Source organism: Marinobacter sp. UBA5687 (assembly GCF_002420325.1).
GTDB classification, from domain to species: domain Bacteria; phylum Pseudomonadota; class Gammaproteobacteria; order Pseudomonadales; family Oleiphilaceae; genus Marinobacter; species Marinobacter nauticus.
The window spans coordinates 28,156-54,518 of the sequence record NZ_DIHV01000029.1 but is presented as its reverse complement, the minus strand read 5'-3'; the positions used below and the strand labels follow the sequence as shown (position 1 = coordinate 54,518).

General features: G+C 57.7%; 28 protein-coding genes and 1 pseudogene. 17 read left to right on the top strand and 12 right to left on the bottom strand.

Annotation, left to right across the window (positions count from 1 at the left end; all coding sequences use genetic code 11):
• Positions 1 to 77: hypothetical protein (locus tag B3Y70_RS03405; protein WP_288589193.1), on the bottom strand; the 77-nt coding region annotated here is incomplete at its 3' end.
• A 76-nt stretch (positions 78 to 153) separates the two neighbouring features.
• Between B3Y70_RS03405 and B3Y70_RS03400 the strand changes: the two genes are divergently transcribed.
• Positions 154 to 1,020: an NAD-dependent epimerase/dehydratase family protein gene (locus B3Y70_RS03400; RefSeq protein WP_288589192.1), complete on the top strand. Its 867-nt coding sequence runs from the start codon at positions 154 to 156 to the stop codon at positions 1,018 to 1,020.
• Positions 1,021 to 1,023: 3 nt separating this feature from the next.
• Here B3Y70_RS03400 and B3Y70_RS03395 read toward each other — a convergent pair whose 3' ends face one another.
• From B3Y70_RS03395 to gmk, 4 genes are all read right to left on the bottom strand, one after another.
• Complete coding sequence (locus tag B3Y70_RS03395) at positions 1,024 to 1,410, bottom strand: RidA family protein (RefSeq protein ID WP_011784170.1); 387 nt, start codon at positions 1,408 to 1,410, stop codon at positions 1,024 to 1,026.
• 74 nt (positions 1,411 to 1,484) lie between these two features.
• On the bottom strand, positions 1,485 to 3,683 hold the full coding sequence (locus tag B3Y70_RS03390) for a RelA/SpoT family protein (protein WP_288589191.1): 2,199 nt from the start codon (positions 3,681 to 3,683) through the stop codon (positions 1,485 to 1,487).
• Between the two features lie 121 nt (positions 3,684 to 3,804).
• Positions 3,805 to 4,017: a DNA-directed RNA polymerase subunit omega gene (gene rpoZ, locus B3Y70_RS03385; RefSeq protein WP_011784168.1), complete on the bottom strand. Its 213-nt coding sequence runs from the start codon at positions 4,015 to 4,017 to the stop codon at positions 3,805 to 3,807.
• Positions 4,018 to 4,105: 88 nt separating this feature from the next.
• Positions 4,106 to 4,738, bottom strand: a complete 633-nt coding sequence (gmk, locus tag B3Y70_RS03380) for a guanylate kinase (RefSeq protein WP_199453080.1) — start codon at positions 4,736 to 4,738, stop codon at positions 4,106 to 4,108.
• Between the two features lie 146 nt (positions 4,739 to 4,884).
• On the opposite strand from gmk, the gene B3Y70_RS03375 reads away from it, so the two are divergent.
• Entirely contained in the window at positions 4,885 to 5,763 is an 879-nt protein-coding gene (locus B3Y70_RS03375) for a universal stress protein (RefSeq protein WP_199453078.1), read from the top strand.
• A 44-nt stretch (positions 5,764 to 5,807) separates the two neighbouring features.
• Here B3Y70_RS03375 and B3Y70_RS03370 read toward each other — a convergent pair whose 3' ends face one another.
• On the bottom strand, positions 5,808 to 6,677 hold the full coding sequence (locus tag B3Y70_RS03370) for a YicC/YloC family endoribonuclease (RefSeq protein WP_014420402.1): 870 nt from the start codon (positions 6,675 to 6,677) through the stop codon (positions 5,808 to 5,810).
• Positions 6,678 to 6,859: 182 nt separating this feature from the next.
• On the opposite strand from B3Y70_RS03370, the gene rph reads away from it, so the two are divergent.
• Positions 6,860 to 7,576: a ribonuclease PH gene (gene rph / locus B3Y70_RS03365; protein ID WP_286895914.1), complete on the top strand. Its 717-nt coding sequence runs from the start codon at positions 6,860 to 6,862 to the stop codon at positions 7,574 to 7,576.
• Between the two features lie 158 nt (positions 7,577 to 7,734).
• Here the strand turns inward: rph and B3Y70_RS03360 are convergent, their stop codons facing one another.
• A complete protein-coding gene (locus tag B3Y70_RS03360) occupies positions 7,735 to 8,541 on the bottom strand; it encodes an exodeoxyribonuclease III (protein WP_011784092.1) in 807 nt (268 codons plus the stop codon).
• An 81-nt stretch (positions 8,542 to 8,622) separates the two neighbouring features.
• Here B3Y70_RS03360 and pyrE point away from each other — a divergent pair, with 81 nt between their 5' ends.
• Both pyrE and B3Y70_RS03350 read left to right on the top strand, forming a co-directional pair.
• Positions 8,623 to 9,261, top strand: a complete 639-nt coding sequence (gene pyrE / locus B3Y70_RS03355) for an orotate phosphoribosyltransferase (RefSeq protein WP_183580136.1) — start codon at positions 8,623 to 8,625, stop codon at positions 9,259 to 9,261.
• A 3-nt stretch (positions 9,262 to 9,264) separates the two neighbouring features.
• Positions 9,265 to 9,912: a DUF4124 domain-containing protein gene (locus B3Y70_RS03350; RefSeq protein ID WP_023008361.1), complete on the top strand. Its 648-nt coding sequence runs from the start codon at positions 9,265 to 9,267 to the stop codon at positions 9,910 to 9,912.
• 65 nt (positions 9,913 to 9,977) lie between these two features.
• On the opposite strand, the gene B3Y70_RS03345 is transcribed toward B3Y70_RS03350, so the two are convergent.
• Positions 9,978 to 10,397: a hypothetical protein gene (locus tag B3Y70_RS03345; RefSeq protein ID WP_011784089.1), complete on the bottom strand. Its 420-nt coding sequence runs from the start codon at positions 10,395 to 10,397 to the stop codon at positions 9,978 to 9,980.
• Between the two features lie 263 nt (positions 10,398 to 10,660).
• On the opposite strand from B3Y70_RS03345, the gene B3Y70_RS03340 reads away from it, so the two are divergent.
• Positions 10,661 to 11,158, top strand: coding sequence for a fibronectin type III domain-containing protein (locus tag B3Y70_RS03340; RefSeq protein ID WP_226538210.1), 498 nt, complete (start codon positions 10,661 to 10,663; stop codon positions 11,156 to 11,158).
• Positions 11,159 to 11,171: 13 nt separating this feature from the next.
• Here B3Y70_RS03340 and B3Y70_RS03335 read toward each other — a convergent pair whose 3' ends face one another.
• Positions 11,172 to 11,510: a DUF2782 domain-containing protein gene (locus B3Y70_RS03335; RefSeq protein WP_278350752.1), complete on the bottom strand. Its 339-nt coding sequence runs from the start codon at positions 11,508 to 11,510 to the stop codon at positions 11,172 to 11,174.
• A gap of 85 nt (positions 11,511 to 11,595) precedes the next feature.
• On the opposite strand from B3Y70_RS03335, the gene polA reads away from it, so the two are divergent.
• Together polA and B3Y70_RS03325 are read left to right on the top strand one after the other, a co-directional pair.
• Positions 11,596 to 14,322 carry a DNA polymerase I gene (gene polA / locus B3Y70_RS03330; protein WP_278350753.1) on the top strand — a complete coding sequence of 909 codons (2,727 nt, stop codon included), beginning with the start codon at positions 11,596 to 11,598 and terminating at the stop codon, positions 14,320 to 14,322.
• A 199-nt stretch (positions 14,323 to 14,521) separates the two neighbouring features.
• The gene (locus B3Y70_RS03325; protein ID WP_278350754.1) at positions 14,522 to 14,890 is read left to right on the top strand and encodes a hypothetical protein; all 369 of its coding nucleotides are present in this window, start codon (positions 14,522 to 14,524) and stop codon (positions 14,888 to 14,890) included.
• Positions 14,891 to 14,927: 37 nt separating this feature from the next.
• Here B3Y70_RS03325 and B3Y70_RS03320 read toward each other — a convergent pair whose 3' ends face one another.
• The 3 genes from B3Y70_RS03320 to B3Y70_RS03310 form a co-directional block, all read right to left on the bottom strand.
• A complete protein-coding gene (locus tag B3Y70_RS03320) occupies positions 14,928 to 16,364 on the bottom strand; it encodes an OmpP1/FadL family transporter (protein WP_286714620.1) in 1,437 nt (478 codons plus the stop codon).
• Between the two features lie 146 nt (positions 16,365 to 16,510).
• A complete protein-coding gene (locus tag B3Y70_RS03315; protein ID WP_011784083.1) occupies positions 16,511 to 17,632 on the bottom strand; it encodes a PilT/PilU family type 4a pilus ATPase in 1,122 nt (373 codons plus the stop codon).
• A 21-nt stretch (positions 17,633 to 17,653) separates the two neighbouring features.
• Positions 17,654 to 18,688: a type IV pilus twitching motility protein PilT gene (locus B3Y70_RS03310; RefSeq protein WP_011784082.1), complete on the bottom strand. Its 1,035-nt coding sequence runs from the start codon at positions 18,686 to 18,688 to the stop codon at positions 17,654 to 17,656.
• A gap of 52 nt (positions 18,689 to 18,740) precedes the next feature.
• Between B3Y70_RS03310 and B3Y70_RS03305 the strand changes: the two genes are divergently transcribed.
• The 9 genes and pseudogenes from B3Y70_RS03305 to B3Y70_RS03265 all read left to right on the top strand — a co-directional run.
• Complete coding sequence (locus tag B3Y70_RS03305) at positions 18,741 to 19,454, top strand: YggS family pyridoxal phosphate-dependent enzyme (protein ID WP_286893293.1); 714 nt, start codon at positions 18,741 to 18,743, stop codon at positions 19,452 to 19,454.
• Between the two features lie 62 nt (positions 19,455 to 19,516).
• The gene (gene proC / locus B3Y70_RS03300; RefSeq protein ID WP_113879490.1) at positions 19,517 to 20,350 is read left to right on the top strand and encodes a pyrroline-5-carboxylate reductase; all 834 of its coding nucleotides are present in this window, start codon (positions 19,517 to 19,519) and stop codon (positions 20,348 to 20,350) included.
• A 22-nt stretch (positions 20,351 to 20,372) separates the two neighbouring features.
• Positions 20,373 to 20,957 carry a YggT family protein gene (locus B3Y70_RS03295; protein ID WP_011784079.1) on the top strand — a complete coding sequence of 195 codons (585 nt, stop codon included), beginning with the start codon at positions 20,373 to 20,375 and terminating at the stop codon, positions 20,955 to 20,957.
• A gap of 261 nt (positions 20,958 to 21,218) precedes the next feature.
• Positions 21,219 to 23,183: a dynamin family protein gene (locus B3Y70_RS03290; RefSeq protein WP_288589188.1), complete on the top strand. Its 1,965-nt coding sequence runs from the start codon at positions 21,219 to 21,221 to the stop codon at positions 23,181 to 23,183.
• 171 nt (positions 23,184 to 23,354) lie between these two features.
• Complete coding sequence (gene metX / locus B3Y70_RS03285; RefSeq protein ID WP_286893302.1) at positions 23,355 to 24,503, top strand: homoserine O-succinyltransferase MetX; 1,149 nt, start codon at positions 23,355 to 23,357, stop codon at positions 24,501 to 24,503.
• The gene (gene metW, locus B3Y70_RS03280) at positions 24,500 to 25,102 is read left to right on the top strand and encodes a methionine biosynthesis protein MetW (RefSeq protein ID WP_222197636.1); all 603 of its coding nucleotides are present in this window, start codon (positions 24,500 to 24,502) and stop codon (positions 25,100 to 25,102) included. Before metX ends, metW begins: the two co-directional genes overlap by 4 nt.
• The gene (locus tag B3Y70_RS03275; RefSeq protein ID WP_286893306.1) at positions 25,099 to 25,551 is read left to right on the top strand and encodes a DUF4426 domain-containing protein; all 453 of its coding nucleotides are present in this window, start codon (positions 25,099 to 25,101) and stop codon (positions 25,549 to 25,551) included. The genes metW and B3Y70_RS03275 overlap by 4 nt, the downstream gene beginning before the upstream one ends.
• Positions 25,552 to 25,555: 4 nt before the next feature.
• The gene (gene rdgB / locus B3Y70_RS03270) at positions 25,556 to 26,155 is read left to right on the top strand and encodes an RdgB/HAM1 family non-canonical purine NTP pyrophosphatase (protein WP_286893309.1); all 600 of its coding nucleotides are present in this window, start codon (positions 25,556 to 25,558) and stop codon (positions 26,153 to 26,155) included.
• Between the two features lie 4 nt (positions 26,156 to 26,159).
• Positions 26,160 to 26,363, top strand: a pseudogene (locus B3Y70_RS03265) (YggW family oxidoreductase); the annotation flags it as partial.

The window sequence follows — 26,363 nt, the reverse complement described above, 5'->3', positions numbered from 1 at the left end:
TGACAGCGCTCTGCGGCACGGCCAAAATGCCTTTCCCGGGCAAGCGTAACAACGTATCGTAACTCGGTGAGGGTCATGGTGAGCTCCGGTTGGCGTACTCAGATCGAAGTTTCACTTACTTTATCAGCCAAAGGATAAGGATTGAAATTGTCTATGGCAATGACTGATGACAAGCAAAAGGCACAAATTCTGGTGGCGGGCTGCGGCAAGCTCGGGGGCGATATCGCCACGGTTCTGCTGGACGCCGGAGACGTATACGGGCTGCGCCGCAATCCGGATCGGGTCCCCCCGGGAGTAACCGGGATCGGAGCGGATCTGACCCGCCCGGAATCCATGGCCGGCAAGCTTCCGGAACACCTGGATATCGTCATCTATTGCCTGACGCCTTCCAGCTATGACCAACAGGGTTATCATCAAGCCTATGTCACTGGCCTCCAGAACTTGCTAAGCGTCATCGGCGAGCAATCCCTCAAACGGCTGATCTTTATCAGCAGCACCAGCGTCTTTGCGCAGAATGATGACAGCTGGGTCGATGAGAACAGCCCTGCCGATCCGGACCGGTTCACCGGTCAACAAATCCTCCAGGGCGAACGCACCGCCCTGAACAGCGGGCATCCAGCCACCGTGGTTCGCTTCAGCGGCATTTATGGCCCCAGCCGTCAGCGCTTTCTTGAGGAAGTCCTGGAAGGCCGCATGAATCCCCAACCACCCGCGCCTTTCAGCAATCGCATACACGAAGTTGATGCCGCCAATGCCGTGGCATGGCTTGCGCAAAAAGCCCTGAACGGTGAGAACCTGGAGCCACTGTACGTCGCCAGTGATTGCGAGCCGGTTCGACTGGATGAGGTGGTTGACTGGGTTCGCGACCAGGTGCCGTGCAAAGCCCCGGTGGAAGGCGCCCGTAAGGGTGGACGAGCCGGCAGCAAGCGCTGCAGTAATCGGAAACTGCTGGAGAGTGGTTTCGAGTTCCGGTACCCCGATTATCGGGCGGGGTACCGGGAGATGATCAGCAAGCTCTGACGCTTAGCTGAGCACCATAACGGCTTCCATTTCCACCGGAACACCTTTCGGCAGCGCGGCTACACCCACGGCGGCGCGTGCCGGATACGGCTCCTGGAAATAGGTCGCCATGATCTCGTTAACGGTGGCGAAGTTGGCCAGGTCCGTCATGTAGATATTCAGTTTGACGATGTCCTTGAGCTCGCCACCGGCCGCTTCACACACGGCTTTCAGATTCTCGAACACCTGACGGGTCTTGGCGGCAAAGTCGCCCGCCACCACTTCCATGGTTTCCGGGTCCAGCGGAATCTGGCCAGACAGATACACGGTGTCTCCGGCTTTAACAGCCTGGGAGTAGGTACCAATCGCCTGAGGGGCGTTTTCGGTCTGGATAACAGATTTGTTGGTCATGACCTGTAATTTCCTCTTTTCCAAAACGCCAATCGTCACCTCTGGGCGCGGCCACTGTCAACCACGCGAAGGTCTCAGTGCCGGACCCGACCGATATGGGTCACCGCACGAATGTTCCGGACTCGGCGCATCACCCGCGCCAGATGCTTGCGGCCATTCACGTGTACCACCAGGCTGACGATGCCGAAGCGCGCGTTTTGGTCTTCCACACTGATGCGCTCGATGTTGCCGTCTGCCATGGCAACGGCGTTCGCTACTTCGGCAATCACCCCGCGCTGGCGCTCCAGTTCAACCCGCAGCTCCACCGAGAATTCGTCGGTAATGTCCTTGGCCCATTTCAGGTGAGTCAGCCGGGCACGACCTTCATCGTCCTCCGGCAGGCGGGAACAGGTGTCTGAATGAATCACCATGCCATTGCCGGAGTCCATCACGCCGACCACCGGGTCCCCCGGAATGGGCTTGCAACAATTGGCAAAGCGCACCAACAGCCCTTCGGTGCCGCGAATGGTAACGGCGCCCTGCTTGCTGTCCGGGGCATTTTCCAGGTTGGCCGGCGCGTCCATCACGTCATTACCGGACACCAACTGACGGGCCACCAGATAGGCCATACGGTTGCCCAGACCAATATCGCTGATCAGATCATCAAAGCTGTTGACCTGGTTATGATTAACCACCGCCTGCTTCTGGGCATCGCTGATATCCGACAGCTTGGCACCAAAACCCTTGAGCGAGCGTTTGAGCAGGGTCCGGCCCAGCTCCATGGACTCGGCCCGTTTACGGGTTTTGAGTACATGCCGGATACTGCTTCGGGCTTTGCCGGTCACCACGAAACTGAGCCAGGCAGGGTTCGGGCGGGCGCCCGGTGCGGTGATGATTTCTACGGTCTGCCCGCTTTGCAGCGGTTGGCTCAACGACGCCAGATTGCGATTGATGCGACACGCCACAGAGGCGTTACCGATATCGGTATGGATCGCATAGGCGAAGTCCACCGGAGTTGCCCCGCTCGGCAGCTCCATAATCCGGCCCTTGGGCGTAAACACATAAATCTCGTCCGGGAACAGGTCCACCTTGACGTGTTCGATGAACTCCATGGAATCATCTGCGCGTTCGCGCATTTCCATGAGCCCCTTCACCCAGCGATCCACCCGGGATTGATTGATGGTGGTCACGCCGGAGGCTTCGTTCTTGTACATCCAGTGGGCGGCAATACCATTATTGGCAATGTGCTCCATCTCCTCGGTCCGGATCTGAATCTCGATGTTCACGTGCATGCCGAACAGGGTGGTGTGGATGGACTGATAGCCGTTTGCCTTGGGCATGGCGATGTAATCTTTGAAACGCCCGGGCAGCGGCTTGTAGAGACTGTGCACGGCACCAAGTATGCGATAACAGTTATCCTCGGTATCCGTGATGATCCGGAACGCATACACGTCCATGATTTCATGGAAGGATTTCTGCTTGAACTTCATCTTGTTGTAGATGGAGTTCAGGTGTTTCTCCCGCCCCAGAATGCGGCCCGGCAGCCCACGCTCCTCCAGCTTTTCCTGCAATTTTCCCCGGATGTCCTCAATAATCTCCCGGTGACTGCCACGAAGCTTCTCCACCGCCTTGGAGATGTACTTGGAGCGCATGGGATAGAGCGAGGAAAAGCCCAGATCTTCCAGCTCGGTACAGATGGAATGCATACCCAGGCGATTGGCAATGGGCGCATAGATATCGAGGGTTTCGGTCGCTATACGCAGGCGCTTCTCGTACGGCATGGGGCCAAGGGTGCGCATGTTGTGCAGGCGGTCCGCCAACTTCACCAGAATCACCCGGATATCCTTGGCCATTGCCAGGGTCATCTTCTGGAAGTTTTCCGCCTGGGCTTCAGCCCGGGAGCGGAATTCAATCTGGGTCAGTTTGGAGACACCATCCACCAGTTCGGCCACATCGTCTCCGAACTGCTCCGCCAGCGCGTCTTTCGGAATACCGGTATCTTCAATGACATCGTGCAGCATGGCGGCCATCAGGCTCTGATGGTCAAGCCGGAGGTCGGCAAGAATTCCGGCCACAGCCAGGGGGTGGGTAATATAACGGTCGCCGCTTTTGCGCATCTGGCCCTCGTGGGCCTGCTCGGCGTAATAGTAGGCCCGTCGCACCTGATTGATGCGATTGGTATCGAGGTAGGAACTGAGCTCTCTGGCCAGCTCTTCTACCGTTGCCTCTGCTGCGACCACCGCGCCTCCATCGTTCTCAGTATACCGGGGACAAAAAAGCCCGAATGCGTGCATCCGGGCTTCCGTTGTCCTTCCTGGCAGGTTCTATAGTTACACTATAAAACTGCGGAGGCAGATTTCAATGCTTCTCAATTACCGGCACGTATTTTTACGCATCGCCGGCAACCGGACGAACTCAGTCGTCGTCTTCTTCCAGCAGAAGATCGCGGGTCACCTTGCCTTCTGCAATCTCACGCAGGGCAATAACGGTCGGCTTGTCATTCTCTTCCGCAACCATCGGCTCGGCACCCTTGGTGGCGATCTGGCGGGCGCGTTTGGTGGCCAGCATGACCAGCTGGAATCGGTTATCTACGTTTTCCAGACAATCTTCAACGGTAACTCGTGCCATTATCTTCCCCGAACAAAAAGAATCACTGATTTAGCAGACCGCGTAGTTTACTGGCCCCGGCTCAATTTGTATACAGTGAAAACCACCATCACCCGTGAGCGGACAAGTCCCGCAGCAACTCACCGTGGCGAACCTGCTGGGTGGCCATTTTCAGCCGCTCACTGCGGACAATGGCCAGCAGATCAGCTAATGCCACCGCAAAGTCATCGTTGACCACCAGGTAATCAAACTCGACCGCGTGCCGGCACTCTTCCTCCGCCTCCGACAGCCGCCGTTCGATGACTTCCGGCGCGTCAGTACCACGGCCAACAAGTCGCTGGCGCAGGATTTCAGCCGAGGGCGGCACAATGAAAATGCTCACACATTCCGGAATCAGCCGGCGCACCTGTTCCGCCCCCTGCCAGTCAATCTCCAGGATCACATCCTGCCCGGTAGCGAGAGTTTCCCGCACCCACACCTGGGAGGTGCCATAGTAGTTGCCGAAAACATCCGCATGCTCCAGGAAATCACCCCGGGCAATCATGGCCTCGAACTCATCCCGGCTGATGAAGTGATAGTTCACGCCATCCTGCTCTCCATCGCGCATCGGGCGAGTGGTGTGGGATACCGACACCCCCAACTGGGAATCCTGACGGAGTATTTCCGACACGAGGCTGGTCTTGCCCGCGCCGGAAGGAGCGGAAATCACAAACAGGGTACCCTGCCCACCGGCCTGCTTCATGGCTTGAAGACTCCTGAACAACAGTTTGCGGCCAACACGCATGGCCAGAAAGCGGCAAATTATACGGGGTTTGACTTATCTCCGCATCCCGGCCCGGGTTCAGCTGTTAGTATGACCGCAAACACCCACAGTAAACGGATACCGCCATGGAAAAACTCCTGATCATCATGGATCACCACCATAAAGACCAAACCGCCCTCGCCCGTGGCGTGGCACTGGCCCGGGCAACGGGCGCAGCGGTGGAGGTCGTGGCGTTTGTGCATGAATATCTGGATGCACTGCCGGGCGATCCGGAGGTACAACAACGGGCCCGACAGGCGCTCATGGAACATCGCCAGAAATGGCTGGAACAGATGCTGGCGCTGGCCGATTGCAATGATCTGAAGATCCATGCCCGAACGGTCTGGGAAAAGCACATTCACCTGTGGGTAATTGCCCAGTGCCAGAAAGAGAACGTTGGTGTCGTGGTAAAGACGGGCCATCGCTCAGAAACCTTCCTGTATACCCCAACCGACTGGCACCTGATTCGCGAGTGCCCGTCACCGGTGATGCTGGTGGCGGAGAACAAATGGAACAAGGCTCGGCCAATCCTGGCGGCGGTGGACCTGAGCTCCGACAAACCCGTGAAGAAAGCCCTGAACAATCGCATCATTGATCGCGCCTGGCATCTGGCGAAGGCTCTGGAAACAGAGCTGCACCTGGTGCACGCACTTCATACCTCGGTGGTTCTGGCCGACCTGGACATCATCGACCCTCTGGCCCACGCCAGAAAACGGGAAGCGGCCCTGAAACCGCAGATTGAACACCTGTGCAACACCTGGCACCTGATGCCGGAACAGGTCCACATCGAATCTGGCCCTGCTCAAAAGATCATTCCCAGTGTTGCCAACCGGATCAAGGCCGACATGGTCGTCGTCGGCACCACCGGTAAAACCGGCCTGGCCGCCCGTGTCATCGGCAACACGGCCGAAAAGGTGCTGACGCATTTGCGGACCGACCTGCTCGCCATCAAGCCGGCGGAGTAAACCGCACGAACGCCGGGGAGGCACCAACCACCCCGGCTTATACCTCACTCCAGATTCTGCACCTGTTCCCGCATCTGCTCGATCAACACCTTGAGATCCACCGCAATACGGGTAACCGCCGCATCGATGCTTTTGCTGCTGAGGGTGTTGGCTTCGCGGTTCAGCTCCTGCATCAGAAAATCCAGGCGCCGGCCGATAGCATCGTCGTTCTTCAAGGTGTCGGTAACCTCACTGATGTGGGCATCCAGCCGGTCCAGCTCCTCCGCCACATCACTTTTCTGGGCCAGCATGACCATTTCCTGGGCTACACGCTCCGGATCCAGCTCCACTTTCGCCTTCTCAAACCGGTCTTTCAGATTCCGCTCCTGGGCGGCCAGCAGTTGCGGCATTTTCTCACGCACCTCTGCCACCAGCTTACCCATGGTGGCCAGACGATCCTCGAACAACGGCCTCAGACGCTCGCCTTCCCGTTCGCGCACACTCGTCAACTCAGCCACGGTATCGGCAAACAGATCTGCCGCTGCCTCCTTCGCCGCGCTGTAGTCCTTTTCGGGCAAAGACATCACCCCCGGCCAGCGCAGAATATCGAGCGCATTGATGTGGGCCGGGTTATCCAGCATACGGTTGATATGATTGGCCGCCTCATTCACAGCCCGGGCCATCTCATCACTGATTTCAAAGCCCTGGACATCACTCTCGGCCGACTGCAGGCGCATGGAGATATCGACCTTGCCCCGCTTCAAGCCCTGCTTGCGCAATTCCTCCCGAAACCGGTTCTCAAGCTCACGAAAAGCCTCCGGCAATCGGAACGAAGGTTCCAGATAGCGGTGATTCACCGTACGAATCTCACAAGTAAGAGTACCCCAGTCACCCTGGGCGTCCTTGCGGGCAAAAGCAGTCATGCTGCGGATCATAGTGACTCCAGTGTTCGTCAAAGGAACATCGAGTTTAACAGGCAAACACCCGGAGCGGCGAACCCGACCAAAGGGGCACGCAGCCTCCCCCGCCGGTCGCTTGCTACGTGCTATACTCGTTGCCCTTTCAAAACGCCCGACCGGCACCAGCCGGACATTCATATTCAGAAACAGGACACACTATGCGACCAAGCGGCAGAACGCCTGAGCAACCCAGAGACGTCCGCATCACCCGGAACTACACGCGCCACGCCGAAGGCTCGGTATTGGTGGAATTCGGCGATACCAAGGTGATCTGTACTGCCTCTGTCGAGAACAAAGTGCCACCGTTCCTGCGCGGCGAAGGCAAAGGCTGGATCACCGCCGAGTACGGCATGCTGCCCCGCTCCACCGGCAGCCGCATGGGCCGGGAAGCTGCCCGTGGAAAACAGGGTGGCCGCACCGTGGAAATCCAGCGCCTGATCGGTCGCAGCCTGCGCGCCGCAGTGGACCTCGAAGCGCTGGGCGAACACACCATCACCATCGACTGTGACGTGATCCAGGCCGACGGCGGCACCCGCACTGCTGCGATCACCGGTGGCTGCGTGGCCCTGGTAGACGCGCTGAATCACCTGGTAAAAGAGAAACGCCTGAAGAAATCACCTCTCAAACAGATGGTGGCGGCGGTATCTGTCGGTGTCTACAGGGGCACCCCGGTAGCCGATCTGGACTACCCGGAAGACTCCGAAGCCGAAACCGACATGAACGTGATCATGACCGACCAGGGCGGCTTTATTGAAATTCAGGGAACTGCGGAAGGTGCGCCGTTCGAACAGACAGAACTGGACGCCATGCTTACGCTGGCGAGAAAAGCCATTAACCAGTTGTTTGAGATCCAGCAAGAAGCCCTGGAAGGCTAAATCAGAAGTCTGGGGCGGCGTTGCGGAAAGCCTCCCCCAGAATTTCGGAGGCCATGGATGGCCGGAGAGAAGCGCACATGGATGTGCTCGTAGCGGTTCTGGGGGAGGCTTTCCGCAACGGCGACCTCCCCCGAAAACGCGACCGACGATCTCAAAGCCTAGAAGCCGATCTCGATATCGTAATCCATGATCACAGGGGCATGATCAGAGAACCGGGTCTCGTCATCAATCCAGCCATCGCGAATGGTCTTGCGAATACCCGGTGTCAGCAGGTGATAATCCACCCGGATACCCGCCTTCTTACGGGAACCCTCAGTCTGCTCCGGCCACCAGGTGAACTGATTGCTCTGCTTGTTGATCTCGCGGAACGCATCAATACAGCCCATTTCATCAAACAAACGATCCAGCCATGCCCGCTCATGGGGCAGGAAACCGGAGAAATCGGTCTTGTGATAAAGCGGGCTTGCGTCGGTTACATGATGAGCGGTCTGAAGATTCGCGCATAGAATAAACTGACGACGTTTGCGCAGGGTTTTCTGCATATGAATGCCAAAGGCTTCCATGAACTCGTCTTTGTGATCGAGCACTGTCAGGTCGTCTTCACCGATCAGTTCTTCCTCGCGGCCGAGGGCACAGGGCGCGAGCACGCAGGCAACGGAAACCTTGTCGAAGTCGGCCTGGATAAAGCGGCCTTCCCGGTCTGCCTGCTCATTGGCAAAGCCATACATGATGGCCTTCGGGAAATGACGGGTGTAGATGCCGACACCACCGTGTTCGTTCAGTTCACCATCAATGAAGTAGGCCTCGTAGCCTTCCGGAATCAGGTTCCTGTCTTCAATTTCGTAGGCGCGCATGCGGTGGTCCTGCACACAGACCACATCAGCGTCCTGTTCGGCAAGCCAGTCAAAAAAACCCTTTTCAACAGCCTGCTCAAGACCATTGACGCTGATTGATACTACCCGCATACGTGTTCCCTGATTCGGTTTGTGTGTATGATACCGTTTTTACGCTTTAATTAAAGATCAAACCCCGCCAGAAGCCTTGCCATGCATGACTATCAGCAAAAATTCATTGAGTTTGCCATCCAGCGGAATGTGCTGCGTTTTGGAGAATTCACACTCAAATCCGGGCGCACCAGCCCCTACTTCTTCAATGCCGGACTGTTCAACACCGGAAACGACCTGCTTGAGTTAAGCAAGGCCTATGCCGCTGCGATAGCACGCAGCGGGCTGGATTATGACATCATTTTCGGGCCTGCCTATAAGGGCATTCCGTTGGCCACGGTAACCGCCATGGCACTTGCAACAGACGGTAACAGCAAACCTTTTGCCTTTAACCGCAAAGAAAAGAAAGATCATGGTGAGGGTGGCAATATTGTTGGCGCCCCACTACAAGGTAAGGTACTGATTGTTGACGACGTGATTACCGCAGGCACGGCCATCCGGGAATCTATCGACATCATCCGGGCCGCCGGAGCCGAACCGGCCGGCGTGCTGATTGCCCTGGACCGACAGGAAAAGGGCAACGGTGAACTGTCCGCCATCCAGGAAGTCGAGAAAGAGTTCGGCATCCCCGTTGTCAGCATCATTCGTCTTGAACAGGTACTGGACTACCTGAAGGCCAATCCGGAATTTGCCGGCCATGCGGAGAACGTGGCCAGCTACCGGGACCGCTACGGAGTCTGATGAATGCGTCACCATCTGACCGTTTCTCCTGTTGTTGCCGGCGTTGCGGCTTTCGGACTGCTGTTTGCGGCCGGCGCCCAGGCAACCATGTACCGTTACACGGATGAAAACGGACGGCTGGTTATCAGCAACACCATTCCCCAGGAAGCGACCAAACGTGGTTACGATATCCTGAGCAACAACGGCCGGGTGGTCGAAACCGTTGCCCCCGCCCCCACCGCAGAAGAAATCGCCGCCCGGGAAGCCGAGAAAGAGCGCCAGAAGCAACTGGAAATCCAGCAGGAGCAGGATCGTCTGCTCCTGAAACGCTTCAGCCATCCGGATCAGGCTGTGCGCGCCATGCATCGCAAGATCCGCGAACTGGAAGGCATTATCCAGCTGAAGCGCGGGAACATTTCAGTAATTTCCAGCCAGCTCGACAGCGAGCAGAGCCGCGCGGCGGATATGGAGCGCGCTGGCCGGGACATCCCGGAAACGACGCTGGAGAAAATCCGCAGGCTCGAAGCCCAGATTCGAGATATCGAGCGGGAGATTTCCGCTCAGCGGCAGGATATCGGCGAAATGAAAAAGGCCTACGAATCAGACATCAAGCGCCTGGAAGAAATCACCGGGGAGACACGAACACTCCCCCTGGAGCCGGAAGAAAACTAAGCTCCACTAATGACAAAGGGCGCTCAACCGAGCGCCCTTTGCGAATGACTCACCAACTCGCCGAATCAAGCAGTGGCGGCAGTGGTTTTCTTGGCCGCAGGCTTGCGGGCAGTGGTCTTGCGCGCAGCCGGCTTCTTGGCGGTTACGGACTTCTTGGCATCCTGAGCGGCTTCTGAAACATCATCGGCTGCTTCAGAAACGGCGTCCGCACCTTCGGCAGCTTCTTTTTCCAGCTTCGCAACCAGCTCAGCGGCGAAATTGCCAAAGCGGGAGTTCAGCGAACGCAGCTGCTCGAACAGGTTCTCGGAGTAGCCGTTGTAACGCTTGCGCAGGGTCTTTACGCTGTACTCGCGCGCTTCCGCCTCCAGCTTTTCTGCATAATCAAACGGCTTGGACGCCAGCTTCTTCTGCTGCTCTTCAGCCGCGTTGATGCCTTTCTCAACGATGTCTTGCAGCTGTTCCTGATAGGATTTCAGTTTACCCATGGTGGTTCTCCCTGTTTTCCGAGTCGTTTCGGCACCGCGTTTTGCAGAGCCTTTGGTAACTTTCACCTACCAAAGTACGGCCAAAAATTAGAATGTTCATACTAAACACAGATAGGGGTTTTTACCGATTATTCACTTGATCACAGAATACTCGCTGGCATAATCGCACACTGTTTTAACGAAGCCCGTCTCCCGGTTGTATTCAGGCTCCATACGAACGAATACCAGAGGGCGCGCCTGCAGCGCCCCGTATGCGAGTAGTTATGAAGAGAACGCTTTATCCCAGTCCGCTGTCACGAACCGCGGCCACACTCCTTTGCCTGTTTGCCATACTTCTGGCCGGCTGCCAGGAAGACACGCGAGCCAGTAAACTGGATTCAAAACGCGCTTCGGAGATGGCAGACAGCCGCCTGAAACAGGCGCAGGGCGACCTGCTTGCCACGCTCGGCCAAAGCCAGCCGGACGATCAGGAAACGCCACAGCCACCTGGCGCCGACATCCCGAAGACCCTGGTATGGAACCCACCGCTCACCCGTGAAGACGGCTCAGCACTGACACCTGGTCAGATTGCCGGTTACCGCATCTATTACCGACTGAAACATCAGGAGAGCTTCAGCGTCATTCCGCTGAACGATGGCAGCAAAACCCGATACACCCTGTCGGAGATGCAGCCCGGCGCCTACGAGTTCTCAATCACAACCATTGATGTGGATGGCCTGGAAAGCAGGCGATCAGACCCGGTTGAGGTCAACCTGATCTGACCGGAAGGACGGGTTACCAGCGGAAGATCACCCAACTGGGCACGAGCAGGTCGGACTCGGTATCCTGAACCCAGCCACCGCCGTCGGCCGGCACCAGGTAGTATTCCGGGCCAATGTCAGGCACCACTTTGATCTCCATCAGCTGGCCATTCACCCGATACTCATAAAACACTTCTTTCTCGCCGGGGCGAATAACAATCTCCGCACCACCCTCCGGCGGCTGGTAATCGGAAATAACCACAGGTTCCTGAGGGGTAACCACCGGGGTGGCATCCAGAGCCCCTTCATCCTGGGCCAGCAACGGCGCAGAGAAGCAGCCCCACAGCAGGGCGGAACAGGCGATTCGTTTCATTTTCGTGGTACCCTTTGGTTCATCTTTCTGGCTAGAGTTGCACAAGCCAATCCACGCTTCAATCAGAATCCGGACCTGTTTTGATATGACTGAACAAACCAACCCTCCCGTGGTTCTGGTGGACGGATCGTCTTACCTGTTCCGTGCCTACCATGCCCTGCCGCCACTGACCACCAGCAAGAATCACCCGACTGGCGCCATCAAAGGCGTAATCAGCATGTTGCGGCGGATTGAACAGGACTTTCCGGGCTCAAAAACCGTGGTGGTATTTGATGCCAAGGGCAAGACTTTCCGGCACGACATGTATGAGGAATACAAAGCCAATCGCCCCCCCATGCCGGATGATCTGGCGGTACAGATTGAGCCCATTCACGAGATTGTCAGGGCGATGGGCTTACCGCTGTTGATCGTGCCCGGCGTCGAGGCCGACGATGTCATCGGCACCCTGGCCCATGAAGCCACCAGCAAGGGCATCGATGTGGTCGTGTCTACCGGCGACAAGGACATGGCCCAACTGGTCAGCGACCACGTGACCCTCATCAACACCATGACCGAAACCGCCATGGACCGGGACGGGGTCGTTGAAAAGTTTGGTGTTACCCCGGAGCAGATCATCGATTACCTCGCCCTGGTGGGTGACAAAGTCGATAACATTCCCGGTGTAAACAAATGCGGCCCGAAAACCGCCGTCAAATGGCTGCAGAGCTACGACAACCTCGACAACCTCATTGAACATGCCGACGAAATCAAGGGCAAGATCGGCGAATACCTCAGGGAAGCAACCGACACCCTGCCCCTGAGCCGGGAGCTGGCCACCATCCGGACCGATGTGGAACTCGAATTCGGGCTGGAAGATCTTCAGGAACGCCAGCAGGACGACGCCAGTCTGTTGGAGCTCTTCAAAGAGTACGAATTCCGCACCTGGATCGCGGAACTGGAAAACGGCTCCTCATCAGACGACGGCTCCCAGAATAGCCAGCCACAGCCGAAACCTTCGGTGGAGAAGCAATATCAAGTCATTACCGAGCAGGCGGACCTGGACGAGTGGCTGAAAAAACTCAAAGATTCCGATCTGTTCGCCTTCGACACCGAAACCACCAGCCTCCGCTACATGGATGCCGAAATTGTCGGCGTGTCGTTTGCCGTCGAGCCGGGAAAGGCCGCTTACGTGCCACTGGGCCACGACTACATGGGCGCCCCGGAACAACTGGACCGTGACTCGGTACTGGAACAGCTGAAGCCGCTGCTCGAAGACCCGAAACACAAAAAGGTCGGGCAGAACCTCAAGTACGACAAAAATGTGCTGGCCAACCATGACATACAGCTGGAGGGCATCGCCGAGGACACCATGGTGGAGTCCTACGTGCTGAATTCGGTCGGCACCCGCCACGACATGGACAGCCTGGCCCGAACCTATCTTGATGAAGAAACCATCACCTACGAATCGATTGCTGGCAAAGGTGCCAAGCAACTGACCTTCAACCAGATCGATCTGGAAAGAGCGGGGCCCTACGCCGCCGAAGACGCTGACATCACTCTGCGCCTGCACCAGACTCTTGCCCCGAAGCTGAAAAACACCGGCAAACTGGAATCTGTCTACCGGGAAATCGACCTGCCGCTGGTCCCTGTGCTGTCCCGGATGGAACAGCGGGGCACTCTGATCAGTGCCAGCACGCTGCGCCAGCACAGCCAGGAACTTGCCGAGCGCATGGCTGAACTGGAGAAGGAAGCGCACGAGGTTGCCGGCGAAGCTTTCAACCTGGGCTCCACCAAACAATTGCAGGCCATCCTTTACGACAAACTTGGCCTGCGGGTCATCAAAAAGACACCCAAGGGCGCCCCGTCTACGGCCGAGCCGGTTCTGCAGGAGCTGGCCCACGAGCACGAACTGCCCCGGCTGATTGTCGAGCACCGCAGTTTAAGCAAGCTGAAGTCCACTTACACTGACACCCTTCCCGAGCTTATCCACCACCGCACCGGGCGAGTGCACACTTCCTATCATCAGGCAGTGACAGCGACAGGACGTTTGTCTTCATCGGAACCCAACCTGCAGAACATTCCGATTCGGACCCAGGAAGGCCGACGCATACGCCAGGCATTTATTGCCCCGAAAGGCTACAAGCTGCTGGCCGCCGACTACTCCCAGATTGAGCTTCGCATCATGGCCCACCTGTCTGGCGACAAAGGGTTACTGACTGCGTTCGAGCACGGCGAAGACATTCACAAGGCCACCGCAGCCGAAGTCTTCGGCGTGGCGGTGGATGAGGTAACCGGCGCCCAGCGCCGAAGTGCCAAGGCGATCAACTTCGGGCTGATCTACGGGATGTCGGCATTCGGACTCTCGCGCCAGCTGGAAGTGGACCGGAAAACCGCTCAGGAGTACATCGACCGGTATTTCGAGCGTTACCCCGGCGTACTCAAATACATGGACAACATCCGCAAACAGGCCCATGACGACGGCTACGTGGAAACGCTCTACGGCCGCCGCCTGTACCTGCCAGAGATCAACGCACGTAACAAGCAGCTGCAGCAGGCCGCCGAGCGCACCGCCATCAATGCGCCCATGCAGGGCACGGCCGCCGATATCATCAAGCGGGCCATGATCGAGGTAGACAACTGGCTACGCAGAGAACACGCGAACGATGCCTGCATGACCATGCAGGTCCACGACGAACTGATCATCGAAGTTCGCGAAGAGGCCGTAGACAAAGTCAAAGAAGGCCTGGTCAAGCGCATGTCCGCCGCCGCCAGCCTGGATGTGCCACTGCTGGTGGAAGCCGGTGTGGGTGACAACTGGGACCAGGCTCACTAAAAGCCCCGCAACTTCGGATAACGCCCTGTTTCTGAACAACATCCCGCTTCCGGGCACAGGAACAGGGCAGACTCTCCGCCCACACCCTCGCAGACACCAGCAAAGACGGCCATCGGCACTGAGGCACGAATTCTGCATTGTCCTCCGATGTCTCGGGGCCCTTCGCCCCATGCAGTGACACCAATGCGAGGTCCAAGCGATGAATTCCGCAACCAGCGAACGCAACTGGCTGTTCGACCCCAGTCTTCTGAAACTCGTGCATCAGTGCCGCCGGCTTATCCAGTCTGAATTCGGCGTAAAACTGCACCTTAACGAAGATGGCCTGGAGCAACACCTGGCCGAGTACGCCCGTAAAACCCGTTCAAAGCATCTGGTTCATACCTGGGAAGCGCTTAAACAGAGAGTACCGGAGCTGAATACCGCCAATATCGAAGAGGAAATTGCGCCACGGATGTACCGCGGACAACCCATAGCGGAGGAAGGTGCCAAAAAAGCTACAGAGGAACTGTCGGAACCTGACTGCCCCCGGCAGAAAAAGGTGATCTACCGGGGCCAGGTGGTGGGCTGATTCCGGAAGGAATCAGCCTCAGAGGGCTATTCGAGAATCAGAAGGCTTTGCTGACTTCGAATGCGGCGCTCCAGGCGCTGAGTTCATATTCAGCCTGGTAGTTTGCATTTGAGATCGGCTGGCCCGTCGGATCAGCGTGACTGTACTCACGATCATCAACCTTGGCGTCGTCGGCAAAGATCAGCGTGCCTACCGCCACATCAACCGTCCAGCCACTTTGCACGTCCTTCCACTGAGTACCCAAGGTGAGCCAATGGCGATCTTCAGAGGGAATACGAGCGGTAACATACTGGTCGACCGGTGATTCATCAAAGGCATAGCCAGCTTTGAGAGCCCACTCGGGCGTAGCCTGCCAAATACCACCCACGTTGAACTGCCACGTGTTCTTCCACTCTTCGGTGATGTGGGTGATGGGCATATCACCTACTCGACCAATCTCAGCCGAAACCTCACCCGATTGCCCCTCACGACTGTTGATGTCGAGTTCTTCGAATCGACTCCAACGGGCATAAGTAGCACCCGCCAAAAGGGTAACATTATCAGTCAATCGATGGCGCAAGCCCAGCGTGGCGCTTTCAGGAATCGCGAGAGGTACCGTAACGTTTTCGGTCAGGGTCTGCGGTGCCAAACCAAAGGGAGACTGAGCACTCGGAGCCGGATAGCCCTCAAGCTCAATTTCGCCTTCAAGCTCGAACTCGGTGCCTGTTTGAGCAGTCAAACCGATTTGAGTCTGCTCAGACAGCTCGTACAAAAAACCAACCCGGAAATTGATTGCAACATCATCGCCCTCAATATCCGCATACGGAGCTCCAAATGCTTGCTCATACTGCGTTGCAAGCCCGTTGGCTTGAGCTGGTGGCAACCCCCGTTGAACCAACCCACCTCGAATATCCTGGAACTTACTGAGTCGGCCCTCGGCGTACATGATGTTCAGCGTTGCCCCCATTGAAAGGCCTTTGCCGTTATTAATGGCAATAGAGGGCGTAAAGGCAATCGCCGTCAGCTCGGTCTTGTCGGCAAAGTAACGGCCCACAAAGTCATTGTCGTAGTCTGCCGCCAGACCGTATGGCGCATGGATGCCGAAGCCTACATCGATGGAATCGTTGATTTCGTGGGTCAGATAGAAATTCGGCAGAACCGCAGGATCAGCAATATCACCACCGCGGGATCCCTCTACGTCACCGCCGAGCTGGTTAACCGCTTTCGCACCACTTTTCGCCTCAGCATCAATATCCAACACCGCCGCACCAAACGAAATATTGGTGCCGGAAAGCTGGCTCATACCGGCCGGGTTGAACAGAACCGTGGTGGCATTCTCAGGGTTGGCGGCAGCGCCGGCATTGGCCACGCCCATCTGGCTGGCGCTCTGCTCGTTCAGGGAAAAACCGCCGGCCAGAACGCTGGCCGGTGCTGCTACGGCTGCCAGCGTCACCAAACGGATCGCTTTTACGAGTGCGTTGGTATTTTTGTTCATGGTGTCTCCTTTTTTAGAATCGCGCGGAGTATACGCAGCACATGGCAACCGCCTCAAATGCCAAAGCTACTGGTTCGCGCCGCTAACCAATTACAACTTTGGTATTAGATGCCGCCCCCGGTGAACGGGGGCGGAAAACGAGGACGTCAGTCGTCCTGAATGGTGAGTTTGTCGACGGAGGAAGACAGCTTGTCTGCACCCTGGGCGTCAGCACCCAGCTTGATCATCAGGCGCAGATCGTTGGCGGAATCTGCGTGCGCAAGGGCATCTTCGTAGGTGATGGAACCCTCCGCATACAGCTTGTACAGAGCCTGATCGAAGGTCTGCATGCCAGACTCGTTCGATTTTGCCATCAGCTCTTTGAGTTTGTGCACTTCGCCCTTGCGGATCAGGTCTGCCACCAGCGGGGTGTTGATCAATACCTCGATAACCGCCTTACGCCCCTTGCCGTCCGGCGTGGGAACCAGTTGCTGGGCGACGATGGCCTTCAGGTTCAGAGACAGATCCATCCAGATCTGGTTGTGCTGCTCCGGCGGAAAGAACTGGATAATCCGGTCCAGCGCCTGGTTGGCGTTGTTGGCGTGCAGGGTGGCCAGACACAGGTGGCCGGTTTCGGCGAACTGAACCGAGTATTCCATGGTCTGGCGTGTCCGCACCTCACCAATCAGAATGACATCCGGCGCCTGCCGCAGAGTGTTCTTCAGAGCCACCTCAAAGCTTTCGGTATCAATACCCACTTCCCGCTGGGTCACGATACAGCCCTGGTGTTGATGCACGAATTCGATCGGGTCTTCGATGGAGATGATATGGCCGCGACTGTTGCGGTTGCGATGGCCAAGCATGGCCGCCAGCGAGGTGGACTTACCGGTACCGGTTGCACCCACAAACATGATCAGGCCACGCTTGGTCATGGCCAGATCCTTGATGATCTCCGGCAGCGACAGATCGTCAATCTGGGGGATTTTCACCTCAATCCGGCGAAGCACCATGCCGCAAAGGTTGCGCTGGAAGAAGGCCGACACCCGGAAGCGGCCAATGCCCCGGGCACTGATGGCAAAGTTGCATTCGTGGGTTTCTTCAAACTCGGCGCGCTGTTTGTCATTCATGGCGCCGTAGACAAACTCCCGCGTCTGTTCTGGCGTCAGGGCATTCTTGGTAACGGGCAACACCTTACCGTTCACCTTCATGCTGGGAGGCACCCCTGCTGTAATAAACAGGTCTGAACCACCCTTTTCTACCATCAGCCGTAACAGTTTCTCGAATTCCATTTTTCTACCCAGTTTTCAGTATCAGAAGTTATCCGGCATCTTCGCCTTGGCCCGCGCAGCCTCGCGGGAGATCAGACCTTTCTGAAGCAAGCGCTCCAGGCACTGGTCCAGCGTCTGCATACCCAGGGAACCACCGGTCTGAATGGCCGAGTACATCTGGGCGATCTTGTCTTCCCGGATCAGGTTCCGGATGGCGGCGGTGCCGATCATGATTTCATGGGCGGCAATACGGCCACCCCCCATTTTCTTCATCAGAGTCTGGGAGATAACCGCTTGCAGTGATTCCGACAGCATGGAGCGAACCATGGACTTTTCTTCCGCAGGAAATACATCCACTACCCGGTCGATGGTTTTCGCGGCGGAGGTGGTGTGCAGGGTGCCGAATACCAGGTGGCCGGTTTCAGCAGCGGTCAGCGCCAGACGAATGGTTTCCAGGTCCCGGAGCTCACCTACCAGAATGATGTCCGGGTCTTCCCGCAGGGCCGAACGCAAGGCTTCGTTAAAACCCAGGGTATCCCGATGCACTTCCCGCTGGTTCACCAGACACTTTTTGGATTCGTGCACGAATTCGATCGGATCCTCAATGGTGAGGATGTGCTCGTAGCGAGTATCGTTGATGTAATCCATCATCGCCGCCAGGGTGGTGGACTTACCGGAACCGGTAGGCCCGGTTACCAGTACCAGACCACGAGGCACAGAAGAAATATCCTTGAAAACCTGGCCCATGCCCAGATCTTCCATGGTCAGAACCTTCGAGGGGATCGTACGGAATACCGCGCCAGCACCGCGGTTCTGGTTAAAGGCGTTAACCCGGAAGCGGGCCACGCCGGGGACTTCGAACGAGAAGTCGGTTTCCAGGAACTCTTCGTAGTCCTTACGCTGCTTGTCGTTCATGATGTCGTAGATCAACCCGTGCACTTCTTTGTGCTCCATGGGGGGCAGGTTGATCCGGCGCACATCGCCGTCGACACGAATCATTGGGGGCAAACCGGCAGACAGGTGCAAATCCGACGCACCCTGTTTGGCCGAAAAGGCAAGCAGTTCAGTAATATCCATAGGATTCCTCGGAGGGCTTTTTCTTTTAGTCCAGAAGCGGCAAACTCACATTATGAGCAGCATAGCAGACAACATCGGGAGCGTAACCCGACGCATACAAAAAGCAACATTGCAGGCTGGCCGGGAGCCCGGCAGCGTGCGCCTTCTGGCGGTAAGCAAGACCCGCCCGGCGGAGGATCTGAAGGCCGCTTTCGAAGCCGGCCAGGTCGCGTTTGGCGAGAACTACCTGCAGGAAGCTCTGGATAAAATGCAGGCACTCTCCGGCACTGAGGGCATCGAGTGGCACTTTATTGGCCCGATCCAGTCCAACAAAACCCGCCAGATTGCCGAAGCCTTTGCCTGGGTTCACAGCGTTGACCGATTAAAAATCGCCCGCAGGCTCAGCGAACAACGGCCAGAGACCCTGCCGCCGCTCAACATCTGCCTGCAGGTGAACATCAACAATGAGGACAGCAAGTCCGGCTGCACGCTGGACGAGCTTGATGAGCTGCTCGAGGCCATTGGCGAACTGCCCAATCTGCGCCTGCGGGGATTAATGGCAATTCCGGACCCGGACCAACCCGAGGCCGAGCTGCGGCTGAGCTTCCGGAAGCTGGCCTCCACCCTGACAAAGCTGCGGCAGGGGCATCCTGAAGCCGGCCCGCTGGACACCCTCTCCATGGGCATGTCAGATGATCTGGAAATGGCTATTGCCGAAGGTGCCACCTGGGTTCGTGTCGGTACGGCCCTGTTCGGCGCCCGCCCGGCCAAACACAGCCAGAGCTGAACGCTGCGGTTCCTGCTATCATCCGAACCAACGATTCAAACGATCAAGACCGGGAGTGAACCTTGAGCAGATCACCCACCATCTCTTTCATCGGCGCCGGCAACATGGCCAGCGCCATCATCGGCGGTATGCTGGATAGCGGATTTCAGGCCGGCGACATCTGGGTGAGCGCCCCGGATGACGGCCATCTTCAGTCGATCCGCAAGCGCTTCGGCGTCAGTGTTACCACCGACAACCGCTATTGCGCCCAGCAGGCGGACATTGTGGTGCTTGCGGTCAAACCCCAGGTGATGGGCGACGTTTGCCGGGACATTGCCCCGGTAGTTCAGAACACCCGCCCGCTGATGGTTTCCATTGCGGCCGGGCTGACGGCCGACACACTGGATACCTGGCTTGGTGGCGGGCTGCCGCTGGTTCGGGTGATGCCCAACACCCCGTCTCTGGTGGGCAAAGGGGCCGCCGGTCTGTTCGCCAACAGCCAGGTGAAAGACGATCAAAGAAATGCGGTACAGAAAGTGTTCGAGAGCATCGGCTCGGCACTGTGGGTTGACGACGAAAACCTTCTGCACAGTGTCACCGCCCTTTCCGGCAGCGGCCCCGCTTATTTCTTCCTGATGCTGGAAGCACTTGAGTCCGCCGCAACCGAAGCCGGCATTGAGTCCGAAACGGCTCGCGCCCTCGCCATTCAGACCATGGCCGGAGCCGCCGAGATGGCCGCGCGCAGCGAGGATGACCCCGGCCAGCTCAAACGCAACGTGATGTCCCCCGGTGGCACCACTGAACGAGCCATCAACACCTTCGAGGAAGGCGGCCTGCGCGATCTGGTAAAAAAAGCCTACAGCGCCGCCTTCGAGCGCTCACGCGAGATGTCCAGAGAACTGGCCGATAAACAGTAACCGATAACGGAGACTCAGCTTCATGCTGGCAGATATTGTCATTACGATCCTGCTGATTGCGTCCACTTTCTATATGACCATCGTTTTGCTGCGGTTTCTGTTGCAGCTGGCGCGGGCGGATTTCTACAATCCCATTTCACAATTTGTGGTCAAGGCCACCAACCCGCCACTGCGTCCCCTGCGGCGTTTCATTCCGGGCTGGGGCGGCATTGACGGCGCATCCCTGGTATTGGCGGTTTTAATCCAGGCCATTACCTTCTTCCTCATTCTGGTCGCACTGAACGGCGGCATTCCCGCCATCAATCCGGTTACTCTGCTGGTTTGGGCCGTGCTGAACGTACTCAGCCTGATCGTGAAGATCTACTTCTGGTCGGTCATTGCCGTGGTTGTGGTCAGCTGGATTGCCCCCCAGAGTGGCCACCCGGCCATTCAACTGGTGGCTCAGATCACCGAACCGGTGATGCGCCCCGTGCGCAATATCATGCCCTCCATGGGCGGCCTGGATCTTTCGCCAATCATCGTGTTCCTGATTCTGAACGTGATTACCGTGGTCATTGATCACATGAAAGTGGCGGCCGGGCTGGGCTCAATCGGGCTCGGAATGTAACACGCGTCTCGAATATACATTTCGTTACACAATACACTGATTTGTTACTATCGCCGGCTGACAATTCAACCTTATGAATTGTCAGCCTTTTTAATGAAAGATCCCGCCCCATTCCCTGAAATGCCGACTCGCGCACCCTCAAACATTAACAAAACAGGTTATTATTAAACGCATTTAATCTGGGCGAGCGATTGGCGACACGTGTTCACCATCACTTACTCACTCAGGACATACCCGGAAGTCGCGCAGAAGGATTATCCGATGAACCCGCAGGGAACTCTGTCGCAGCAGGTTGAGGCGTATCACAACTGGAAAAAGGAACTGATCCGGCAGATTGGCCGCTATCGGCTGTGGCTGCAGGATAACAACCTGTTTTCAGAAGACATCAGCACCCGTATTCGTCACGGACTGGAGCTGCTCATTGAGGATGAGCTGACCATCGCTTTTGTTGGTGAATACTCCCGTGGCAAGACGGAGCTGATCAACGCCCTGTTTTTCTCGGAATACGGCCAGCGCATGCTGCCATCCCAGGCCGGGCGCACCACCATGTGTCCGACCGAGCTGTTTTTTGATCGCAGCGCCAACCAGAACTATCTGCTTTTGCTCCCGATCGAAACCCGCACAGGCGATCTGTCTCTGCAACAGCTGCGCAAGAAGCCGGAACAGTGGATTCGGCACGAGCTTGACGAGCGCAACCCGGACGTCATGCGCGAAGTGCTGGCAGAAGTTGCCCGGATCAAGAGCGTGAGCCCGGAAGAGGCCCGGGAGCTGGGCTTCGACGAGGCCATGCTGGAACACGATCGCAATAATCCCGGTAATGTGCTGGTACCGGCCTGGCGTAATGCCCAGATCAGCATTCGCCACCCCCTGTTCGAGCGCGGCCTGCGCATTCTTGATACTCCGGGCCTGAACGCCCTTGGCTCGGAACCCGAACTGACCATCAGCATGCTGCCCCGGGCCCATGCCGTTATCTTTGTGCTCAGCGCGGATACTGGCGTCACAGCCAGTGACATGACGATCTGGAAAGAGCATATCGATACCGAGCACGCCGACCACCGGGCCGGCCGGTTTGCAGTTCTCAACAAGATCGACGTTCTATGGGACGACCTTCAGGGCGAGAAGCACACCCAGGAATCCATTGACCGTGTTCGCAACTACACCGCGGACCATCTGGGCATCCGCCAGCAGGACGTTATTCCTCTCTCTGCAAAACAGGGATTGCTGGCACGGGTTCGCAAAGACAACAACCTGTTCGACCGCTCCAACATCGGTAAGCTGGAGCAGCTGATCATTCAGCGCATCCTGATGCATAAGGAGCAGCTGATTACCCAGAACCTGATCAACGACTTGCTGGGAATGCTACAGAACAGCCAGGCGGCCATGCAGTACCGCCTGGATGCCCTGGAAGAAGAACGCCAGGCCTGCGCCGGCGCCACCCTCGACAAGGCCGCGCTGTCCCGGCTCGCGGAACGGGCCCAGAAGGATTATGACTTCTACTACAAGAAGCTGATCACTCTGCGTTCATCGCGTCGGCTGATGGAATCCCAGGGTGACATGCTCACCAAGCTGGTCAGCGAAGATCGCTTTGAGCAGCACGCCAGCCAGGTACGGAAAATGATGTCGAAAAGCTGGACCACGGCCGGCATGAACCGGGCCATGGAACACTTTTTCGAACTCCTGGAGAGCGACCTCACTAACCTGCTGAGCGAAGGGCGGCTCGCGGAGAAAATGGTAGGCGCCATCTATCGCAGATACAACGAAGACACCCGCGCCCGGCACCTGGAGCCCATTCCGCTACGGGCCGGCCGGCATGTGATTGCCATTCGTGAATTGCGCAAGAAAGCCCGACGTTTCCGCAATAACCCGAAGAATCTGCTGTCGGAACAGTCAACGGTGGTCCGCCGCTTCTTCAATGTGATGGTGAGCGAGGCCCGTACGCTGCATGGCCGGGTGCGCAAAGATGTAGAGCGCTGGCCACACGAAGCCCTGCTGCCAATCATGCAGTTCTCCATGGAACAGAAACAGCTGCTTGAGCACCAGATCCGCCGCCTGCGCGACATGGTTCGCACCGATCGGGACAGCCGGGCCGAACGCCAGCGTCTGGATCATGCCACGGCAGACCTGCGCAAGCAGCTGGAACTGGCCGACGCCATGATGCGCCAGATTCGCAAGCCGGCACCCACGATGATCCAGCAAAAAGTCGTCAATATTTCCGGCGCCATGTAACCAGGCACTGGCGAGCCGCACTACTTTGGTGCGGCTCGCCAGACAGGCACCCTTAACGCCGGTTGCAGCAACCTCCCCCCGCCTTTAAACTGCAGTGCTGGCGCCAGTTCCGGTGCCAGCCAAGGCCTGTGGCCAGACACCAGTGGACCGAACCAGGAACTCATCACACCCATGCCTGATTCCCTGCCCTCGGATTCCGTGGGCCTTGTAAGCCCGAAAACCATCCACTTCGACACGCCGTTGGAGCTGGCCTGCGGCCAGACACTGGAAAGCTACGATCTGGTGGTGGAAACCTATGGCAAGCTCAACGCCGATGCCAGCAATGCCGTACTGATCTGCCACGCACTCAGCGGCCATCACCATGCCGCAGGCTACCACTCACTGGACGACCGCAAGCCGGGCTGGTGGGACAGTTGTATCGGCCCCGGCAAGCCCATTGATACCAACCGTTTTTTCGTGGTCAGCCTGAACAATCTCGGTGGCTGCCACGGCAGCACCGGCCCCAACTCCAACAACCCGGAAACCGGCAAGCCCTATGGCCCGGATTTCCCGGTGGTTACCGTGGCCGACTGGGTCGCCAGCCAGGCGAGGCTGGCCGATCATCTGGGCATTCAGCAATGGGCCGCTGTGGTTGGCGGCTCCCTCGGAGGCATGCAGGCCCTGCAGTGGAGCCTGGACTACCCGGACCGGCTAAGGCATTCCGTCGTCATCGCCTCGACTCCACGCCTGACCGCACAGAACATCGCCTTCAACGAAGTCGCACGGCAAGCCATCATCTCGGACCGGGAATTTTTCGAGGGCCGCTACTACGACGAGAACCTGGTGCCGAAGCGCGGCCTGATGCTGGCCCGGATGGTTGGCCACATCACCTATCTTTCAGACGCCTCCATGGGCGAAAAATTCGGCCGAGAACTGCGTGAGGAAGCCTACAAATTCGGATTCGACGCCGAGTTCCAGGTGGAAAGCTACCTGCGCTACCAGGGTGAGCGTTTTTCCGAAACCTTCGACGCCAACACCTATCTGTTGATGACCCGGGCACTGGACTACTTTGACCCCGCCTACGACTTCGGCGGCGATCTGTCCAAGGCCCTGGCGCCGGCACAATGCGAATACCTGGTACTGTCCTTCAGCACCGACTGGCGATTCTCGCCAGCGCGCTCGGAGGAAATGGTCAATGCCATGATTTCCGCCAGAAAGCGCGTGAGCTATGCCGAAATTGATGCACCCTGGGGCCACGATGCCTTTTTGATCCCGACCCCCAGATACACCGACATCTTTACTGCGTATATGGACCGGGTAGCACGGGAGGTCGGCGCATGAGAGCAGATCTTGAAATTATTCAGCAATGGGTACGCCCCGGCCACCACATCCTGGATCTGGGTTGCGGCGATGGCACCCTGCTGGACTTCCTGCAGCGGGAGCGCAATGCCACCGGATTTGGCCTGGAGATCAACCCGGACCACATCACCACCTGCATGGGCCGGGGGGTACGGGTGATCGAACAGAACCTGGATACCCAGGGCCTGGATAATTTCGACGATGGCATGTTCGATATTGTCCTGATGACCCAGGCCCTGCAGGCGGTGCGCCGCCCCGACAAAGTGATTGATGAAATGCTGCGGGTGGGTCGCGAAGGCATCGTCACCTTCCCCAACTTTGCCCACTGGCGGCTGCGCTGGGGCCTGGCCCTGAGCGGCCGCATGCCCGAATCCGACGCACTGCCGTATAAATGGTATAACACCCCCAATATCCGCCTTTGCACCTTCAAGGATTTTGAAGCGCTGTGCCGGCAGAAAGGCATCAAGATCAAAAGCCGCCGGGTAGTGGACGGGCAGCACCAGAACAGCTGGCTGGCGCGGCTGTGGCCCAATCTGTTGGGGGAAATCGCCATCTACCGCATCACACGGGAGACCACATGATGAACCTTCTGACTGCAAGTAAAACACTCGTCCTGGCGTTCGGGCTTATGCTGGTATCGATCACCAGCCAGGCCGGACAAAAGGATTTCGGAAAGTATCAGGTGCACTGGAGTGTATTCCCCAGCACCTTCCTGGCGCCGGAAGTGGCACAGGCCAACAACCTGCAACGCAGCCGGGGCATCGGCATCGTCAACATCTCCATCATGACCGAAGACGAGCATGGCCAGATTCAGCCCGTCAGCGGGCAGGTGGAAGGCCAGGTCTCCAACGATATCCAGCAAGTGAAATTCCTGGCGTTCCGGCGCATTCAGGAAGGTGATGCGGTGTACTTCATTGCCCAGTACCAGTATCAATCCGGAGATCTGATGACGTTCAACGTCACGGCGCGCCCCAGCGGCCACCAGGAAGATCTGCCTGTCCGTTTTTCCCATACCCTGTTCAATGACTGATACCATGACCCGGAAACTCGTCATCGCCAGCAACAACAAGGGCAAGGTTGCCGAACTGACCGATCTGCTCGCGCCACTGGGTTTGGTACCGGTCCCCCAGGGTGAGCTCGGCGTATCAGAGGCCGAAGAACCCGCGGTTACCTTTGTTGAGAATGCCATTATCAAGGCCCGCCATGCGGCGAAAGCCACCGGCCTGCCTGCGCTGGCCGATGACAGTGGTCTGGCGGTGGATGCCCTGGACGGCCGCCCGGGCGTTCGCTCCGCTCGTTTTGCCGGCAATGAGGCAACCGACAGTGATAATGTCGAGGCTTTACTGGCAGCGTTGAAAGACACGCCAGAAGCAGAGCGCAGCGCTCAGTTTCACTGCGTTCTGGTTTATCTCCGCCATGCCGACGACCCCACGCCGATCATCTGCCATGGCCGCTGGCCAGGCCGGATTCTTGCCGAGCCGCGCGGGCAAGGCGGCTTCGGTTACGACCCGGTCTTTCTGGTACCGGAGCACGGATGCAGCGCTGCGGAACTGACGCGGGAGCAGAAAGGCAGGATCAGCCACCGGGGCCGGGCTCTGGCCCGCCTTCTGGACCAACTCAGGGCGGAGCTTTAATACTGTGGCCGCCACCCTGCCCGTGGCGGCATGCCCGCCCCTGAGCCTGTATATTCACGTGCCCTGGTGCGTGCGCAAATGCCCTTACTGCGACTTCAACTCCCACGCGATCAAGGGGGAGATTCCCGAACACGCCTACCTGAACGCCCTTCTGGAAGACCTCGATCAGGACCTGAGTCTGGTCCGGGAACGCCCCATTGAAACCGTG

Coding starts and splice junctions, on each gene's coding strand:
- B3Y70_RS03370 (WP_014420402.1), bottom strand. CDS start 6,677: ATGATCCGCAGCATGACTGCTTTTGCCCGCAAGGACGCCCAGGGTGAC.
- B3Y70_RS03335 (WP_278350752.1), bottom strand. CDS start 11,510: ATGAAACGAATCGCCTGTTCCGCCCTGCTGTGGGGCTGCTTCTCTGCG.
- B3Y70_RS03305 (WP_286893293.1), top strand. CDS start 18,741: ATGAGCAGCATAGCAGACAACATCGGGAGCGTAACCCGACGCATACAA.
- B3Y70_RS03350 (WP_023008361.1), top strand. CDS start 9,265: ATGCGTCACCATCTGACCGTTTCTCCTGTTGTTGCCGGCGTTGCGGCT.
- B3Y70_RS03315 (WP_011784083.1), bottom strand. CDS start 17,632: ATGGAATTCGAGAAACTGTTACGGCTGATGGTAGAAAAGGGTGGTTCA.
- B3Y70_RS03320 (WP_286714620.1), bottom strand. CDS start 16,364: ATGAACAAAAATACCAACGCACTCGTAAAAGCGATCCGTTTGGTGACG.
- polA (WP_278350753.1), top strand. CDS start 11,596: ATGACTGAACAAACCAACCCTCCCGTGGTTCTGGTGGACGGATCGTCT.
- B3Y70_RS03395 (WP_011784170.1), bottom strand. CDS start 1,410: ATGACCAACAAATCTGTTATCCAGACCGAAAACGCCCCTCAGGCGATT.
- B3Y70_RS03325 (WP_278350754.1), top strand. CDS start 14,522: ATGAATTCCGCAACCAGCGAACGCAACTGGCTGTTCGACCCCAGTCTT.
- B3Y70_RS03345 (WP_011784089.1), bottom strand. CDS start 10,397: ATGGGTAAACTGAAATCCTATCAGGAACAGCTGCAAGACATCGTTGAG.
- B3Y70_RS03400 (WP_288589192.1), top strand. CDS start 154: ATGGCAATGACTGATGACAAGCAAAAGGCACAAATTCTGGTGGCGGGC.
- B3Y70_RS03275 (WP_286893306.1), top strand. CDS start 25,099: ATGATGAACCTTCTGACTGCAAGTAAAACACTCGTCCTGGCGTTCGGG.
- rdgB (WP_286893309.1), top strand. CDS start 25,556: ATGACCCGGAAACTCGTCATCGCCAGCAACAACAAGGGCAAGGTTGCC.
- B3Y70_RS03390 (WP_288589191.1), bottom strand. CDS start 3,683: ATGCACGCATTCGGGCTTTTTTGTCCCCGGTATACTGAGAACGATGGA.
- rph (WP_286895914.1), top strand. CDS start 6,860: ATGCGACCAAGCGGCAGAACGCCTGAGCAACCCAGAGACGTCCGCATC.
- gmk (WP_199453080.1), bottom strand. CDS start 4,738: ATGAAGCAGGCCGGTGGGCAGGGTACCCTGTTTGTGATTTCCGCTCCT.
- metW (WP_222197636.1), top strand. CDS start 24,500: ATGAGAGCAGATCTTGAAATTATTCAGCAATGGGTACGCCCCGGCCAC.
- rpoZ (WP_011784168.1), bottom strand. CDS start 4,017: ATGGCACGAGTTACCGTTGAAGATTGTCTGGAAAACGTAGATAACCGA.
- metX (WP_286893302.1), top strand. CDS start 23,355: ATGCCTGATTCCCTGCCCTCGGATTCCGTGGGCCTTGTAAGCCCGAAA.
- B3Y70_RS03310 (WP_011784082.1), bottom strand. CDS start 18,688: ATGGATATTACTGAACTGCTTGCCTTTTCGGCCAAACAGGGTGCGTCG.
- B3Y70_RS03295 (WP_011784079.1), top strand. CDS start 20,373: ATGCTGGCAGATATTGTCATTACGATCCTGCTGATTGCGTCCACTTTC.
- B3Y70_RS03360 (WP_011784092.1), bottom strand. CDS start 8,541: ATGCGGGTAGTATCAATCAGCGTCAATGGTCTTGAGCAGGCTGTTGAA.
- B3Y70_RS03375 (WP_199453078.1), top strand. CDS start 4,885: ATGGAAAAACTCCTGATCATCATGGATCACCACCATAAAGACCAAACC.
- B3Y70_RS03290 (WP_288589188.1), top strand. CDS start 21,219: ATGAACCCGCAGGGAACTCTGTCGCAGCAGGTTGAGGCGTATCACAAC.
- pyrE (WP_183580136.1), top strand. CDS start 8,623: ATGCATGACTATCAGCAAAAATTCATTGAGTTTGCCATCCAGCGGAAT.
- B3Y70_RS03340 (WP_226538210.1), top strand. CDS start 10,661: ATGAAGAGAACGCTTTATCCCAGTCCGCTGTCACGAACCGCGGCCACA.